Below are 15,897 nucleotides of genomic sequence, written 5' to 3' on the forward strand. Positions count from 1 at the left end.
TGATCACGTGTGACAGGCGGCAATCTCCGGCCAGTACTAATAAGAAATCAATTAGACAGGATGAGATTGAGCGACTGTAAATGACCAAGAAGTTCCTATGCGGAGATGTTTATCAAGATTTTTATGGGTGTGGAGTACCGTTTATGAGAGTGTTCGTGTTGCTTCATATTAGGAACACAGCGACATCCAAATCATTGAAGGGGTAGGGTAGACAAAAGAAAATTCTTCCTCATAAAATGATCATCTTGACCGAAAAATCTTTGATTTCAATTTTTCAATATTCATGTGACTGGTTTTAATCAAATACTGATCCCTTTATAAATGATTCCATAATAGTTATATGTACCGTATTTCAAATTGGTGATTATATTTATCCCCTTTTTGAATCCCTCATAAAATCCTTAAGAATTTAAATGGATGGAGGCACTGCATTTCCTTTTAATATTGTATATACAAATTTACATAAGCAATTAGAGACTGCTAAGTGTATTCTTTATCATTTCTTCATTTCTCTTACATATTATAAATATTGGGTGGTATAAGGGTTGTGAGAAAAGAGCCATATGGTATTATTTAATCCTTTTGAATAGTAAATCTGTAACCAGGATTAATATAGAGGGGGATACATAAATGGATATTAACGTAGAAGTTGGAGATAAAAGGGCAGGAGCCATCCCCTATGAGTCTCTCCCGGCATTTACTTATCTTTTCAGGGAATTGGGTTTTGATGTGCAGCCAGACACTGAAAATAAGAAGGTACACTTAAGTTCTGCATTGCATGGTAAAAGAATTGTCATTTCTTCCGACTATGATGTTAAATATAACACCTTTAGAAAGCACCTTCTAGAAAGGAAGGTGCTGGAGTATATTCAAACTTTCCTATCTGCATGTGGGGCAAAGGTGATACTTATAGATGAAAAGAAGGAATCAGAAAGGGCTGATTTTCATGTATGCTTTTCACTCTTTGAAATTCCAAGAATAAAAGAGCCCATTCTTGAATTAGTTCATAATTCGAAATCAGCTAATAAAAAGTTATTGGATATTTTTCATTATGAATGTGCCAGAACTGGAACAAAATTTAAATCTAATGAGGTAGTCAGAAGCTCAAGTAACCCTTTTATTAATATACAGATTATGTATCCTGTTATTACGGATGAAGATTTTTGGAAAAAACTTGGTGAGAAATATGCGATGTCCATAACAATAGGAATATTGGCTAGATTTCACGAAAGTTCACCTTTATCTGTTTTGTCATTAGTTCCAATTGAAATTTTCTCAAACATGTTTGTTCATTCTGAAAATACTGGGATAAATTTAGAGCCTGTCATGGAAAAAGAAAAAAGTTTACCAGAAAAGAAAAAGTTTTTATTAAAGAAACCAACTATTACTAAAAGAAAAGAAGCAGAAGTGTTTTTAGATTATCATATTTTTATTGAAGAACTTGAAGAACGTAACAAAATCAAGCTTATTGGAAATCTTCATATTAAAAATATAGGTACGGAAGTTTTGCGGAATCCCGTTATCTGTCTGCGTTCCACCCCTTCAGAAAGTATAAAAATATCTGGGCAAATATTGCCGCCGAATGTTGCCGAAACGTTGGGGGTCATGAAAAATGAAGAAACAAAAGGGTGGAAATATATGAATGATGAATGGTTTGAAGAAATGGAGAATGGAGAAACCTGGATATGTCCAATTCAAACTAAAAATATTAACCCTAGGCAAACAGAATCTTTAACTAACTTACAAATAAGCGTCCTTCAACCTGTAGAAAACAGCAATATTCGTGTAGAAGCTTTTGTGTTTTTTAAAGAACAAGATCTGGAAATCAGTTCAAGTAATCAAATTTCCTTATTATTAACGAAGAAACAATAGTGTAAAAGGGTAAATGGCAGAGCATATTGGGGGTGGGAGTGAGGTGTTTGAAGGGAATTATCACTTTGAGAACCAGTTATTAGATAATATGAAAGTGATAAAATTATTGGACCAAGCGATAAAACAGAAAAAGGGCTTTTCTCTTGCCCGTTTTGGAATAGGTGAAATAAGCTATTTAAGCTGGCCTGCCAATGGATTATTGGTTCAGGAGTTTAAACGATATGAGTCTTATGCGGGAGTATCCAATTCACCAGAGATAATGAGGAGGGAATTGGTCAGGTCATTGCGGGATACAGACATTGCTGGTTTGATAGCTCCTTGGCGACTGGAACCTTGGGCAAAACAAACCCGAACTGTACTTAAACAACTGAAGTTCATGCCTCCGAAAGCTTGTTGTGCTTGGATCATGCAGAGCCTCTTGGATGAGGGGACATTATGGCCATGGCTGTGGGATAAGAAGGTATTTCTTGTTGGACGCCGTTCAAAAGAAGCAGAAATCGTTTTTAAAAAACAAGGCGTACAAATTACTGGCAGTATAGATTTAAATGGTTATGAAGAATTAAATAAAGTACAAAATGAGCTAAAGTCTAAACGGAAATGGGAAATAGTGTTAATTTCTGCCGGAATTCCGGCAACCATTTTAGCTCCAAGAATTGCAAAATTCACCCAGAAGGTTGCCATTGATTTCGGGCATGCCCTTGATATGATTCTTGATGGAAAAGAATACAAACATTCCGACCTAGTAAAAAAGTGGAATGATCAGTTTAAAGAAGACAACAAAAATTAAAAATATAAACATTGTAGGGAAATAAAGGATATAAAAGAATACTCGCAGATTCAACCTTGAATGCATAAGGAAGAGGTGCGAGTATCGTAGTTACACTAAATTCAGTTTACGAATTTTAATTGAATCGGAAATGCTTTTTTTCCTGTTAGTTGGAAACATTTTATATCAGGGGTCGAGTTTGCAAACGAAATAATAAGGTGGCCTACCTCTGGGTAGTTATTTAAGGTAATATCTCCTTCTGACGGATAAGCACTATCTGTTGGGTGGGAATGGTAGATACCAATAAAATCTTCATTCCTCCTATCGATAAGTTCAAATACATGACGAATTTGATCTAAATCCATCGAGTAAGAAAAGGAGCTTCTATTGACATTTTCCATTGGCCAAAATGTTTCAGCGACCCCATTGCCCCCTGAAAGCAGTCCACAGGCTTCATAAGGAAGTTCGCTTTTGCAATGGGAAATCAATTTTTGCCTAACATTATTTGTGATGTAAAAAGTACCGGATGTTAAACCTGGATCATTTGTTTTTACCACAGCAGCCTTTTGCTCGTACTGGCCGAACCTGGAGGGCAGAGGGAGTGATTTGTTGTTTTTGAGCGGGTTGCAGGTTTGACATTCCTAATTTTCTTCTTACTTTACGTCTTAGCTTATCAGATGCCATTTTTTTCTCTCCTTTTATAGGTATGCTCTATAAATATGAAAACATGAATCTTTATGTAACCTAATAATTAATAAATGGGTCGCCTAAAATGTGGGATACATTTACTAAGTGTTGAAGTAAATAATGGAAATGGACTTTCCAAGTTTCTTTACAAAAAAAAACCGAGAGATTAATATCCCTCGGGTTTTTAGTATTATACAGGGAAACGATCGCAATCTCCTACTTCAACCTCTAATCCAGGGTTAGCTAATTCTGTCAGAGCAATTCTAACTGTTATAGTTGCACCATTTATCGTGAGGGTAGCAGTATCTACACCCGGGTCACCATCAACTAAGTCTAGAGTGAAATCAGCATTTTCTGGAACGCCCCCGGCAGGTGTTAAAATACCAGTACCTGTTACTGTAAGCCCAGTTACTAATCCAGCAGCATTTGTTCTACATTCAGGCTGTCTAAAATCATTGGCTGTAAACGTAAAGCTTTGGTCAAGATCATCATCTGGTGTTCCGATAGGTGTCGGTCCTAGTGTATCGATGAAGGTAACTTGTATTCTGCTTCCAGAAAGGGTACATTGGTCACAAACTATAGCCGTGAGATCCAATCGTCCTGTTGCATTAGGCCTAAGAACTCCGATTAAAGGACTTTCTACTACACTAATAGTTGCTTCGCCACTAAAGTCAGCTGCACCTTGGCAGTCGCAGTTCAATGTCGGGAAGAAGGTTGGGCATTGTTGAGGGAATCGTGGTGTTGGGCAAATGAACCCATCTTCTTCAATTGGAATGACAGGACGTGGTCCACAGAACTTAGCTTCGACTTCTAACTTAACCTCAGCCTCAACTTGAACATCTTTACACATGGTCACATCAAGTACAACCATATCACCAAGCATTTGATTTAAAACAACTGTACATTGAACATCGAAAATATTACAGTTGATTTCTGTTCCCTCTGGGAAACATAGGATTACTTCATCCATGAAACTAACAGGTACTACGAAATTACACCCTGGAATTGGTTCTCCATTGCAAAAGAATTGAACCCGGATATGGACATGGAAGGCAAGAGAAACAATTTGGGCCCCTGGAACAGTAGGAATGTTAGCTGGAATGGCTCCGATAAAATCACAGCTTCGTGTACCAACTACTTCCGAACAAGTAGCGGTTATTGTGTTACCATCATGACGTGCATCTTCAATTGCCGCAAAGCATTCCTCAGGTATTTGAACTTTATTGCGGTCACGATTTGTTAGAACAACCCAGTCATATACTTTAGTAACTCGAATACATTCAGGTCCGATGGGGTTCGGTACCACTTGTCGGCCCTGAATAGATTTGACGTTCCTTTTTTTCATCAAACATCTTTCCCTTCAGTATCAGGTTTTGAACACATTAACATACTATGGGGATATCTTTTTATGGGTACATTTTTCTTAGAAAATGGGCTAATAAATTATTATGAATTTATAAATGTATATTTATATAATCAAAATTCTAATCATAAAATCTTAAAAGAAAGATTAGGAGGTGAATAGGTGTTGGCTATTGAATGGCTTGATTTTTTTATTTTAATATTGGCTACCTTCCGGTTAACTCATTTAATTGTATTTGACGAAATTACTTCATTCATCAGAAAACCTTTCTTGACTGCCACCATCCAAGAAAATGCCTCTGGACAACTGGAGGAAATCATTGAAATAAAAGGATCGGGACTTCGTTATTTCATAGGTTCGCTTTTAAGTTGCTATTGGTGTGTAGGGTTTTGGTGTTCCGTCATTACTGTACTTATTTATTATTATTTACCAGCCGCTTTTCCACTCCTATTGGTCTTTGCTGTTGCGGGAGCTGCCGCTTTTATTGAATCAAAATCATGAAAGCATAATGGTGTAGGTGGTAGAAGCATAATGAACTTTATGTATCGATATTCAGACTAAAAGTATATGCTGAACATCAAATAAGTGCTTAATGGACAGAGAGGCTTATATATTCTTGGGTTTTAGATCAAAATTAATCCAAAACTGTTTTAGATTGATAGCAAGTACGAGAGAGACATTAAACTTTATTATTAACTATCAGGGAGCAAGCGATTGATTAAAATCCATTCGGTACGAATGGATTTTTTCTTATAATAATAGGAATTGAAATGGAAATATAAATTGGAGTAAAACTTCATTAAAAATGCATGTTGGCCGAGATCATGGGGGTGAGCCGATTATTAGGCATATGATGCCGAAGAAATCCTTAGCCAGTTTGACCCGCTAAAAATAGGAATAAAACCTGTTCTTAGAACACAGTTTCTCCTGCAAAAATGTAAGAACTCAAAGATGAAGATAGATTAATATGTACGGAATTAAGCCAGGAAATGCTCAGGGAGGTACTTATCGCGACTTGAGTTTACTCGTCCTAAGGTGGCTGAGTTCTTATTAGAGGCATGAAGATAAATGAAGGCGAGTAAGCTAATGTATACGCGTTTAGATTATTCAAAAATTGATTGCTTTTTTGGGAGTATGTATCCGGAATTATCAATTTTCCATTTCTGCAATTCGGTATTCTTTATTCAACGAATGGAGCAGGATAGTTCAAGTACAGTTATTGATGGTTAATAAATTTTAAGTGAATATAACGAATTGAAGGAGGATTAATGAAAGCAATCGTGTACACTAAGTACGGTCCCCCTGACGTTCTTCATTTGAAAGAGGTAGAAAAACCGGATCCTAAGGAGAATGAAATACTGATAAAAGTAAAAGCGGCAACGGTAACAATGGGGGATATTCGGTCACGGAGCTTTACAGTTCCCCTCTCTGTTTGGCTGCCAGCTCGGATTATTATGGGATTAATACGTCCCAAGAAAACCATATTGGGCTTGGAGTTATCTGGAGAAGTTGAATCAGTGGGCAAAGATGTCAAGCTGTTTAAAGCAGGTGACCAGATTTTTGCAGCTTCCCAAGTGGGTTATGGTGCTTATGCCGAGTATAAGTGCTTGCGTGAAGACGGGCCCGTTTCCATAAAACCTAATAATTTATCTTTTGAGGAAGCCGCAGCCATTCCAATCGGGGCACGTACAGCATTGTTTTATCTTAGAAAAGCTGACGTTCAGAGTGGTCAAAAGGTTCTTGTCTATGGTGCTTCAGGGAGTGTAGGAAGTTATGCAGTACAAATTGCCAAGTATTTCGGAGCAAAAGTTACAGGGGTTTGCAGTACCGCGAATGTAGAATTGGTAAAATCTCTTGGAGCCGATAAGGTCATCGATTACACTTCAGAGGATTTTTCCAGAGATGGTGAGACCTATGATGTTATCTTTGAAGCGGTAAACAAGAGTACGTTTTCAGCTTGTATGAAATCGTTGAAGAAGGACGGAACCTATCTAAATGTCACTGTACCGGTACCTGGTGTTCGAATGCTATGGACTAAATTGACAACCGGCAAGAAGCTGATATTGAGTCAAAATTCACCAGAAACTCCCGAAGCTCTAAACTTCCTCAAGGAGCTTGTTGAAGCAGGGAAGATAAAAGTGGTCATTGACAGATGTTATGCGTTTGAAGAATTAGTTCAAGCCCATAGGTATGTAGAGAAAGGACACAAGAAGGGAAATGTCGTAATAACTATGGAACATAATGGGGAATCCTGATGGGTGAAACAATGAAGCCCTTAAAAAGCTAAGGGGTGTGTTCTTAATTATAAGGCAGCCGGGTTATATGGAAGTATTGGGTACGGGTGTTATTGAGGTGCGCCGCTGGTCCGATATAGATCTAATTATAGCAAAGGGAGTGGAAAAATGTTTCCGATTTTAGAAACAAAGCGGTTGGTCTTGAGAGAATTGTTTGAAGGTGATGCAGCAGATCTATTAAAATGTTTTTCCAATCCAGATGTATTAAGATATTATGGGCAAACTCCATTAACAAATACAGATCAGGTGAAGCAAATCATTAGGAATTTTTCAAAGAGTTTCGAAGAAAAACATGGAATTAAATGGGGAATTGAATGGAAAGGAAAGGAGGGCATTATTGGAACGATTGGATTTCAAGAATGGTCTCATGAACATAAAAGAGCAGAACTGAGCTATGCACTTTTCCCAAAATATTGGGGTAACGGTTATGCAACAGAAGCTGTCAGTAAAGTGATTTCTTATGGTTTTAAAGAGCTTGAATTAACGCGTATTGGAGCAATTGTTTTTATTGAAAATAAAGCATCCAACAAATTGTTGATTAATTTAGGTTTCAAAAAGGAAGGGATATTAAGAAATTATATGTACCAAAATGATGTTTCATTTGATACTAATCTATACTCTCTTTTACAGTAAATCCTTAATGATATGCCAAGGAATATTGAAAGGTTCACAGACAAAAAAGTGGGGGATGGTAACTGTTTTACAGGAATCAATAAATGAATATTCAGATATATATTTAAAAATTCATTGTTTTCCTGTAAGATAACAATATATAAAAACCCTGTCGACTTGTCGACTTACTTAGAAAACGTGAGGAAAATAGTAATTATGGAATTCGAAAAAAGTGTTGAAAAAAGTTGGAGCAATCAACAAAGCATAGGTTTAACAGCATATTTAAAGAAAATGAAGGGCGAAGCTAGGGAAAAGGATAGGATTGATTATATCGATTCCTTTGTTTCAGCTATAGGTGGGCTCATTGCTATAATCATTATTAGTTTTATAGCTGTCTATTTAGGATATCCGATGGCATTAGCTCCTCTTGGGGCGAGCTGTGTCATTGTTTTTGGTGCGCATAAAAGTCTCTTGTCACAACCCCGTAATGTTATTGGAGGTCATATAATCTCTACAACAATAGCTCTTATCATTTGGAGCATCTTTGGTAAAAGCTTATTCATTATCGGTCTCGTATTGGCCATTGTATTAATTATAATGAATTTTACAAAAACTGTTCACCCGCCCGCGGCAGCTAGTGCCCTTGTTTCGATCAATTCTCAAGCTGGTTGGGGATTCCTGACTTCAATTGTAATAGGTACCTTATTATTAGTTTTTATATCGATGATTTATAATAATTTATTTCAAACAAGACAATATCCAAAACACTGGTTATGAAAATTTATTACATATTTGACTGTTTTATAGCTGCTCCCTTATTAAAGGGGTTATTGCCGAATTATCGGGTATTCTTTATCAAAAAGGGCTCAATATAGCCCGTATGGCCAATGAACGTTCCAAAATCAATGGTGCTGCCATAACGGTTTGTGAAATCGACAATATAATCGAAGACACTTTCTTATCTTTATTAAAATTAAAAAGAGAGATTCCGATTTTTGACGAAATTGTCTTGGTTCAAACTAAGTAGTTACCTGCAATCGTATTTTCGCTGATGCAAAAAAGCATGGTATGCGATTAAATTCATAAAAGGCATTCGGAATAAATTCTTTCCGAATGCCTTTTGTCAATAAACTGCATGGAATCGACTGTTATAGACGCTTTTTCTCTGTCAGGACCCCTTTTATACCTATTAATAACGACCGGTGTTCGCAGAAATAATGAGAGCCCCACTTGAAGAATAAATACCTGCTTTGGCCAAAGCATTATACGGATCTAAATTCCATAATTGTGCAGTATAACAGGACGTCTGACCTTTCATGATCCAACCGTTACCACCGGAACTGGCACAACTTGTAAATGCTCTCTTTGTCGTGCCATTAAAACTATCCACCCAAACATTTGCATAATAATCATACGGAGCAGCCGAATAAAACTTTAAGTATCCCCAAGCCGTATGACAATACGCACTTCCTTTTAGCTGAACATATCCAATTTTCACACCGTTTTTATAAATATATTCTGTTTCATAGGTGATTGGACTTTTATTCACACAGCCTGTCGAATAAGGATTTGTATTATCATAGGACAGGGCATACGTTTTATTCATGGGTGCAATCGCAAAAAACAGTCCAAAAACAAGTGTTACTGCCAACCCAATATTTAATAATTTTTTTATAACATTCTCTCCCCTTTCCTTCTTCTAGACTTTAACATACAAAAATTGGTGTTTCTATGCACTTTGGAATCATTTACCACCTGTATAAATCTTACCATTTTATGGGTACGTACGTAGTGAAGGGATAGTACCCCATTCCCATTAATGGAACGAATACTGGCCATAGGCCTTTTTTTGATTTATTAATAGATAAATTACATTGTGCTTATATTTTATTAATAATGCAAAGGTAGTATTTTAATTGGTAATTACCTAAAAATTTAAAAATGAGGAGGCTATTTGTCATTTTGTAAAATGATTACATAATGTATGGGGCTAAACGATAAGTAGGAGGAATTGATTTTGAAAGCGAAAAATAAATTTGCTGCAATGTTGACAGTTGTAACGGTAGGATTAACAACTTCTTTATCAAGTGTACAAGCATTCTCGGAATCTTCAAATTCAGAAAATAAACGTAAACCGGAGCTCGTTTTTCCTGTAATCAGTGATGTACATATTGATGATGGATCAACTGCTGATATGAACAAGTTTAGAACAGCCATGGATCAATTAAACAAAGCTGCGCCTAAACAGGATGCTTTTGTTGTCGTTGGGGATTTAACGGACTATGGATACGCTACTGAATATGATAAGTTCTTCTCCATTTATAATGAGAAGAAACAAGCTGATGTCCAACCCATGTTTACAATGGGAAACCATGATTATTGGAATGGACTTTCCGTTGAAAAAGCACAAGATCGTTTTCTCGAGAAATCAGGAATGGATTCACTTTACTATCATAAAAAAGTAAATGGATATGATTTTATTACGTTAAGTCCCGAAAATGGTAATACGCATGGTTTATATTCTGTTAATCAAATAAACTGGCTGGGTGAAAAGTTAGCTGCAGCAGAAAAAGAGAATCCGGACCAACCAATCTTTGTTTTTCTTCATCAACACATTAAAGACACTGTATATGGAAGTGACTTGTGGGGGACTCAGGAAAATAAAGAACTTTTATATGATACATTAAAGAAACATCCACAAGTTATTACTTTTTCAGGCCATTCTCATTATCCACTTGAAGACCCCAGAACGATTCATCAAAAAGACTTTACGTCTGTTGGCACGTCTTCTGTAAGTTATTTGGAATTGGAACCGGGCAAACTTCAAGGGTTTCATCCAGAAGGATATCGTGATATTAGTCAAGGAATGATTGTAGAAGTTTATAATAATGAAGTTATCATTAAAAAACGTGATTTTCATAAAGACGATTGGACAGGAAAACCATGGGTAATAAAAAATCCTTCTAAAAAAAATAAATTTAAATATACAGACGACCGAGATCAGTTGCCACCGTCTTTTGCAGGTAAAGACAAGGCTTCGATTGTAAAAGAAAAATCGACACTAAGAAGTTTAAATGTGACATTTCCACAGGCGAAAGATAACGTGCTCGTACATTCTTATCACATAACGGCTAAAAACAAGGTAACAGGGGAACTAGACGCAGATTTCACCGCATTTTCTGAATTCTATCAAGATCCTGTGCCAAAGAATTTAGAGTTCCCTGTAGCCGGACTTAAGCCAGGTACAGATTATGAAATTAAGGTACAAGCACTGGATTCATTTAACAATAGCAGTAAAAAGGCGTTACTGGCTGATGGTCAGACAAAAGCACTGGAAATGGTCTCTGCACAAGCTTCGCCTTCTTTAGTAACGACAGGTGAATCGACTACACTCCAAGTGAAGATGAAAAACTTTGGAAATGATAGTGTAAAAGGAAAAATTAAAGTTGATGCACCTGAAGGGTGGAGTGTGGAGCACAATGAACTTGAATATGAGCTTTCAGGATCTGAAGAAAAGAATTTGCCAATAAAAGCTATACCTAGTAAAGAAAGTTCCGGTTCTTCACAATTCACGATTACTGCTTACGAGGGAGGCCAAATAATTGGCTCCAAGAATATAAATATATTCGTCAACATGATGCTTGGAGAAAGTTTTGACCAATTGGACTCTGCATTAAAGCCAGCAGTGAATGAAAACATTCCAAGTTCCATTCTCGGTTGGAGCCATAAAGCTCCTAACGGCTGGTCGGTTACAAATAGCTCGAATATGCCAGCTGGTACAGAGGAGTGGCAAGGGTGGAGCTTCACAACAAAGGAATTTTGGACAAAAGCGGAAGACCAAGATCGTAGCAAATTTGAACTTGGACAAGGTGTTATAGCAGTAGCGGATCCTGATGAATGGGATGATAACGGTTCACCAGCATCAAAAGGCTTTTTTGATAGTACATTAACTTCCCCTTCTGTAAAAGTTGAGGGTGCAAAAGATCTATACGTAGGATTTGCTTCTCACTATAAACAAGAAGGAACACAAACAGCTGAAGTAACTGCTGTCTTTGATAATGGGGAAAAACAACAAGTTCTCGTTTATGATAATAAAGCAGCTTCGGATAATAAAAATGGACATGTTTTGAATAAGTATGAAGTTAAATCGATTAAGGTTCCTGAAGATGCATCTTCTATGAAATTACAATGGAGAATGCATAATGCGAAAAATAATTGGTTTTGGTCGATTGACGAAATTAGATTGGATGACCAAATGATCGTCTCGCCAAATTAATGAGAAGAACAGGTGAACTTTTCTTGAAATTTGTAAAAAGCGGACTTTCCTTAAGGGGAAGTTCGCTTTTTTCTATGTCTCACAAATCGGGACAAATAGTAAACTAATAAACCTGCAAGATCTTTTCCGTGTGCTTGATAAAGGTTTCGTCTAATTAATTTCGTATCTTTAATGATAAGTACTGAAGTGCAGCTATATATAATTTTTGGATAATTTATAAATAATATCATTATTATAAAAGGTGTTTAAAAAATATTTTAACAAAAAACAAGCTTAGCCGGGACCCCGCTAGATGCTTGCGTCGAGGAAGCTTGATAAACAGTCGGCGAAAAGGCGCTGATTTCGTAAATCATCTGAAACTTTCATAAATTAAAAAACCACAGGTAAACTAAATGAAGACTTGGTTATACAGCATGATTTTTTATTGTTTAATACTGAAAACCCAATGGGATTGAAGAAATATGCTACACTCCTGCCGAAAAAATGGCTAGCCGAGACGGCGGAAAGGGAGCGGATTTCTGAAATCAAGTTGTAACGTTTTCTCGCTCTTCATGGTTCTTATTGTTTTATGAAACCTCAAAAAAATTGAAGAAATATGCGTCACCCCTGCCTAATAATTGGCTATTCGATACCCCGCTAGATGTTTGCGGCGAGGAGGTTTGACAGACAGTAGGCGGTAAGAAAGCGGATTTTAGCATTTAGTTTTTCAAATAAAAAAATATAGATCTAAAATAGAATAGGATTTTTTCCAAGTATTTTAGAAAATTTTAAGATTTGTGTGATATGTTTTTTTAAGTTCTAAGAAAATTATTCATGGAAATGCAGTAACAGCAGATAAACGGTGAACTCTTCTATAAAAGAGAAAACGGGAGATCGATACGGGGTGAAAATATTTGTCAATTAAAATGAGGTTTCTGTTGTCCTATGTTGGCGTAATTCTTATTTCCATCACTTTATTTTTAGCGGCTGGATTTTTACTTATTTTTGCAATAACAGGTGATGTAAAATCGATAGAGCATCTATATAAAAACTCTTATCTCCAAAAACCTTTGACTGCAGCAGAAGAAAGTGTGTTTCTCGATTTAAAGCTTTTGGCAAAAAATAACCCTGAACAGCTTCTGAACGAAGAGCAGCTGAAGAAGATTGAACATGGGGATATTGAGATTGTCGTTAGAAAAGTTAATGACATTGAGTATGCGTCCCCCGCACTTGATAAGCTAGGCTTGGTTCAATCACTTCCCATGTTCGAAGAAACGAACATCAATACACGGGACACAATCAAAATGAAAGACTCTTTTTTCACTTATGTGAAATTTGATTTTTATTTTTCGGATAAAAGTGAAGGAAGCATTTTTGTCATGAGAAAGGCAAGTTCCTATGCCGAGCTGATTCGGGAGTCATTTCCCATTTTATTCGGCCTATTGTTATTACTGTTTGTAATGATTATTGGACTTTTAAATTATTTAGTTTCAAGAAGCATCATCAAACCTATCTCAATACTTAAAGAGGGAGCGGAGCGGATAAAATCAGGAGATTTAAACTTTGAAATCAAAGCGACTTCGAATGATGAAATCGGACAATTGAATAGGGAATTTGAGGAAATGAGAAAAAAGTTAAAAGAGTCCGTAAACCTTCAGCTTCAGTATGAGGAAAATCGCAAAGAACTTCTTTCCAATATTTCCCATGATTTGAAGACACCCATCACTTCGATTATGGGATATGTTGAGGGGATAAAAGACGGAGTAGCAAACACCCCGCAGAAAATGGAAAAGTATTTATCGACGGTATACCTGAAAGCAAGGGATATGGATTCATTGATAGATGAATTGTTTTTATTTTCGAAGTTGGATTTAAAAAAGGAACTTTTCACTTTTGAGACGGTCAGAATGGATAAATATTTGAAAGACTACGTAGAAGAGCTTCAACTGGATTTACTTCAACAAGGAATACAAATTGAACTTCAACAGCTGTATAAACCGATATACGTGTCTGCGGATAGAGAGAAACTGAAACGCGTATTGGCCAACCTGATCAGCAATTGTGTAAAGTATATGAATAAAGATGAAAAACACATTTCCATTTCTCTGCATGAAGGACTATATGATGTAGTAGTACAAGTAACAGATAATGGCTATGGAATAGAATCTTCCGCTTTGCCTTATATTTTTAACCGCTTTTATCGGGCTGAGCAATCTAGGAATTCCCTGACAGGTGGAAGTGGTTTAGGACTTGCAATCGCAAAAAAAATTATCGACGAGCATGGAGGAGATATCTGGGCTACCAGTGAGATAGGAAAAGGTACAAGTGTATTCTTTTCCATAAAGAAAGGTGAGGAAATGTGAAAAAGATATTACTTATTGAAGACGAAGTCAGTATTGCTGAATTACAAAGGGACTATTTGGAAATTAGTGATTTTAGTGTCGATATTCAACACACTGGTGATGCAGGTCTCCAACAGGCCCTTCAAGGAAATTATCATTTAATCATTTTGGACATCATGCTTCCAGGATTGAATGGATTTGAGATATGCAAACAAATACGTGCTGTCCATAATATTCCGATATTGTTTGTATCCGCCAAAAAGGAAGATATTGATAAAATTCGGGGGCTTGGTTTAGGGGCAGATGATTATATTACAAAGCCCTTTAGTCCAAGTGAACTAGTTGCAAGAGTGAAAGCACACTTAGCGCGTTATGAACGTTTATCAGGAAGTCACCCCAAATCTAATTCAATCTATGTCCATGGAATTTCAATAGATAAGTCAGCACGCAGGGTTCACATAAACGGGGAGGTGGTCCCGTTTACAACAAAGGAATTCGATACTTTAGTGTTTTTTGTCATGCATCCGAATCAAGTATTAAGTAAAGAGCAGCTTTATGAAAATATTTGGGGATTGGAATCGGCTGCGGATGTTTCAACTGTCACTGTCCATATCAGGAAACTACGTGAAAAAATTGAAAGAAATCCTGCACATCCTAAATTTTTGGAAACTGTTTGGGGAGCAGGGTATCGCTTTAATGTTTAATTAGTATATTTTATGACCCGTCACGAAGGTGACGGGATTTTTTTATAAAACCTTAAGAAACTTTATGAATAAGTTAATCAATTTTTAAGAAATTTTTTAGAGGGAGTTTAAGATTAAGCACTAATATAATGGAGACGGATCGGTAACTAAAAAATATAAGGGAGAAAAATACTCATGCTACCTCAAACACATTTATAGCACAAGTCATTTATGGTGCATCAAGATGACGGAAAATCCATTTGGGCAGATGAAAGGATGGTGTGTTTCATGTGGAGACGGCTAACGATTGTCATCGGATGCCTATTCATCCTTCAAGGGTGTGTCTTAGATAGCGAAAAAGAGCCAAATAAACAGCAAAAGGAGTCAGGAAAGGGAATGAATGAATTACTGATTCAAGTAGTAGAACGAAAAGAAACGGAAAGAATAAGGAGTTTGGTTGAGGAAGGTGCAGATATTAATACACAGGACTCGGCAGGGCGAACCGCCACTATGATTGCGACTTATAACAACGATGCAGAGTCTGCAAAAATCCTTATTGAAGCGGGTGCAGACGTCAACATTCAGGATGACATGAAAAATAGCCCCTTCTTGTATGCCGGTGCTGAAGGTTATCTAGATATACTTAAACTTGCGATTGAAGCAGGTGCCGACCCGTCCATAACCAACCGTTATGGAGGAACGGCTTTAATCCCTGCTTCGGAACATGGATATGTAGAGGTTATTAAAGAACTCCTAACTAAAACTGATATTGATGTGAATCATGTAAATGATCTTGGTTGGACAGCTTTGCTAGAAGCTATCATTTTGAATGATGGTGATGGAAAACAGCAGCGAACAGTGCAATTGTTAATAGATCATGGTGCAGGTGTCAACATTCCTGATAATAATAATGTGACCCCTTTACAACATGCCCGCGAAAAAGGATTTAAAGAGATTGAACAAATTTTATTAACAGCAGGAGCAAAATACTAGATTGCGATACTTTCATTTTGTAATGTCAAT

14 protein-coding genes are annotated in these 15,897 nt (G+C 36.7%); 10 read left to right on the forward strand and 4 right to left on the reverse strand.

From position 1 onward, the window contains the following. The first annotated feature begins 630 nt into the window (after positions 1-630). Entirely contained in the window at positions 631-1,872 is a 1,242-nt protein-coding gene (locus ACZ9AO_RS14200; protein ID WP_476109293.1) for a hypothetical protein, read from the forward strand. Positions 1,873-1,915: 43 nt separating this feature from the next. Beyond that, positions 1,916-2,659 carry a GT-D fold domain-containing protein gene (locus ACZ9AO_RS14205; protein ID WP_476109294.1) on the forward strand — a complete coding sequence of 248 codons (744 nt, stop codon included), beginning with the start codon at positions 1,916-1,918 and terminating at the stop codon, positions 2,657-2,659. Positions 2,660-2,760: 101 nt separating this feature from the next. Here ACZ9AO_RS14205 and ACZ9AO_RS14210 read toward each other — a convergent pair whose 3' ends face one another. The 3 genes from ACZ9AO_RS14210 to ACZ9AO_RS14220 all read right to left on the reverse strand — a co-directional run bounded on the left by ACZ9AO_RS14210 (position 2,761) and on the right by ACZ9AO_RS14220 (position 4,670). Beyond that, positions 2,761-3,195, reverse strand: a complete 435-nt coding sequence (locus tag ACZ9AO_RS14210) for a M67 family metallopeptidase (protein WP_476109295.1) — start codon at positions 3,193-3,195, stop codon at positions 2,761-2,763. Continuing rightward, positions 3,179-3,322, reverse strand: a complete 144-nt coding sequence (locus tag ACZ9AO_RS14215) for a hypothetical protein (protein WP_476109296.1) — start codon at positions 3,320-3,322, stop codon at positions 3,179-3,181. The genes ACZ9AO_RS14210 and ACZ9AO_RS14215 overlap by 17 nt, the downstream gene beginning before the upstream one ends. A gap of 193 nt (positions 3,323-3,515) precedes the next feature. After that, positions 3,516-4,670, reverse strand: a complete 1,155-nt coding sequence (locus ACZ9AO_RS14220; protein ID WP_476109297.1) for a BMQ_0737 family morphogenetic spore coat protein — start codon at positions 4,668-4,670, stop codon at positions 3,516-3,518. Positions 4,671-4,850: 180 nt separating this feature from the next. On the opposite strand from ACZ9AO_RS14220, the gene ACZ9AO_RS14225 reads away from it, so the two are divergent. The 4 genes from ACZ9AO_RS14225 to ACZ9AO_RS14240 all read left to right on the forward strand — a co-directional run bounded on the left by ACZ9AO_RS14225 (position 4,851) and on the right by ACZ9AO_RS14240 (position 8,371). Next, on the forward strand, positions 4,851-5,189 hold the full coding sequence (locus tag ACZ9AO_RS14225; RefSeq protein ID WP_476109298.1) for a DUF1360 domain-containing protein: 339 nt from the start codon (positions 4,851-4,853) through the stop codon (positions 5,187-5,189). Positions 5,190-5,956: 767 nt separating this feature from the next. Beyond that, positions 5,957-6,943 (forward strand): NAD(P)-dependent alcohol dehydrogenase, encoded by a 987-nt coding sequence (locus ACZ9AO_RS14230; protein WP_476109299.1) that lies wholly within the window; start codon positions 5,957-5,959, stop codon positions 6,941-6,943. 147 nt (positions 6,944-7,090) lie between these two features. Next, positions 7,091-7,615, forward strand: a complete 525-nt coding sequence (locus tag ACZ9AO_RS14235; protein ID WP_476109300.1) for a GNAT family N-acetyltransferase — start codon at positions 7,091-7,093, stop codon at positions 7,613-7,615. Positions 7,616-7,810: 195 nt separating this feature from the next. Continuing rightward, the gene (locus ACZ9AO_RS14240) at positions 7,811-8,371 is read left to right on the forward strand and encodes an HPP family protein (protein WP_476109301.1); all 561 of its coding nucleotides are present in this window, start codon (positions 7,811-7,813) and stop codon (positions 8,369-8,371) included. Positions 8,372-8,783: 412 nt separating this feature from the next. Here ACZ9AO_RS14240 and ACZ9AO_RS14245 read toward each other — a convergent pair whose 3' ends face one another. Then, positions 8,784-9,200 (reverse strand): DUF2690 domain-containing protein, encoded by a 417-nt coding sequence (locus tag ACZ9AO_RS14245; protein WP_063594989.1) that lies wholly within the window; start codon positions 9,198-9,200, stop codon positions 8,784-8,786. A 411-nt stretch (positions 9,201-9,611) separates the two neighbouring features. Between ACZ9AO_RS14245 and ACZ9AO_RS14250 the strand changes: the two genes are divergently transcribed. The 4 genes from ACZ9AO_RS14250 to ACZ9AO_RS14265 all read left to right on the forward strand — a co-directional run bounded on the left by ACZ9AO_RS14250 (position 9,612) and on the right by ACZ9AO_RS14265 (position 15,867). After that, positions 9,612-11,870: a metallophosphoesterase gene (locus ACZ9AO_RS14250; RefSeq protein ID WP_476109302.1), complete on the forward strand. Its 2,259-nt coding sequence runs from the start codon at positions 9,612-9,614 to the stop codon at positions 11,868-11,870. 893 nt (positions 11,871-12,763) lie between these two features. Further along, the gene (locus ACZ9AO_RS14255) at positions 12,764-14,212 is read left to right on the forward strand and encodes a sensor histidine kinase (RefSeq protein ID WP_476109303.1); all 1,449 of its coding nucleotides are present in this window, start codon (positions 12,764-12,766) and stop codon (positions 14,210-14,212) included. Then, complete coding sequence (locus tag ACZ9AO_RS14260; RefSeq protein WP_476109304.1) at positions 14,209-14,895, forward strand: response regulator transcription factor; 687 nt, start codon at positions 14,209-14,211, stop codon at positions 14,893-14,895. The genes ACZ9AO_RS14255 and ACZ9AO_RS14260 overlap by 4 nt, the downstream gene beginning before the upstream one ends. A gap of 267 nt (positions 14,896-15,162) precedes the next feature. Continuing rightward, on the forward strand, positions 15,163-15,867 hold the full coding sequence (locus tag ACZ9AO_RS14265; RefSeq protein ID WP_476109305.1) for an ankyrin repeat domain-containing protein: 705 nt from the start codon (positions 15,163-15,165) through the stop codon (positions 15,865-15,867). Positions 15,868-15,897 lie beyond the last annotated feature (30 nt).

It is taken from the genome of Peribacillus sp. TE19612, from assembly GCF_056279465.1.

What these genes read in the sequence shown, in the direction of transcription:
- ACZ9AO_RS14200 (WP_476109293.1), top strand. Translation starts at nt 631, where the DNA reads ATGGATATTAACGTAGAAGTTGGAGATAAAAGGGCAGGAGCCATCCCC.
- ACZ9AO_RS14215 (WP_476109296.1), bottom strand. Translation starts at nt 3,322, where the DNA reads ATGGCATCTGATAAGCTAAGACGTAAAGTAAGAAGAAAATTAGGAATG.
- ACZ9AO_RS14220 (WP_476109297.1), bottom strand. Translation starts at nt 4,670, where the DNA reads ATGAAAAAAAGGAACGTCAAATCTATTCAGGGCCGACAAGTGGTACCG.
- ACZ9AO_RS14230 (WP_476109299.1), top strand. Translation starts at nt 5,957, where the DNA reads ATGAAAGCAATCGTGTACACTAAGTACGGTCCCCCTGACGTTCTTCAT.
- ACZ9AO_RS14235 (WP_476109300.1), top strand. Translation starts at nt 7,091, where the DNA reads ATGTTTCCGATTTTAGAAACAAAGCGGTTGGTCTTGAGAGAATTGTTT.
- ACZ9AO_RS14240 (WP_476109301.1), top strand. Translation starts at nt 7,811, where the DNA reads ATGGAATTCGAAAAAAGTGTTGAAAAAAGTTGGAGCAATCAACAAAGC.
- ACZ9AO_RS14245 (WP_063594989.1), bottom strand. Translation starts at nt 9,200, where the DNA reads ATGAATAAAACGTATGCCCTGTCCTATGATAATACAAATCCTTATTCG.
- ACZ9AO_RS14265 (WP_476109305.1), top strand. Translation starts at nt 15,163, where the DNA reads ATGTGGAGACGGCTAACGATTGTCATCGGATGCCTATTCATCCTTCAA.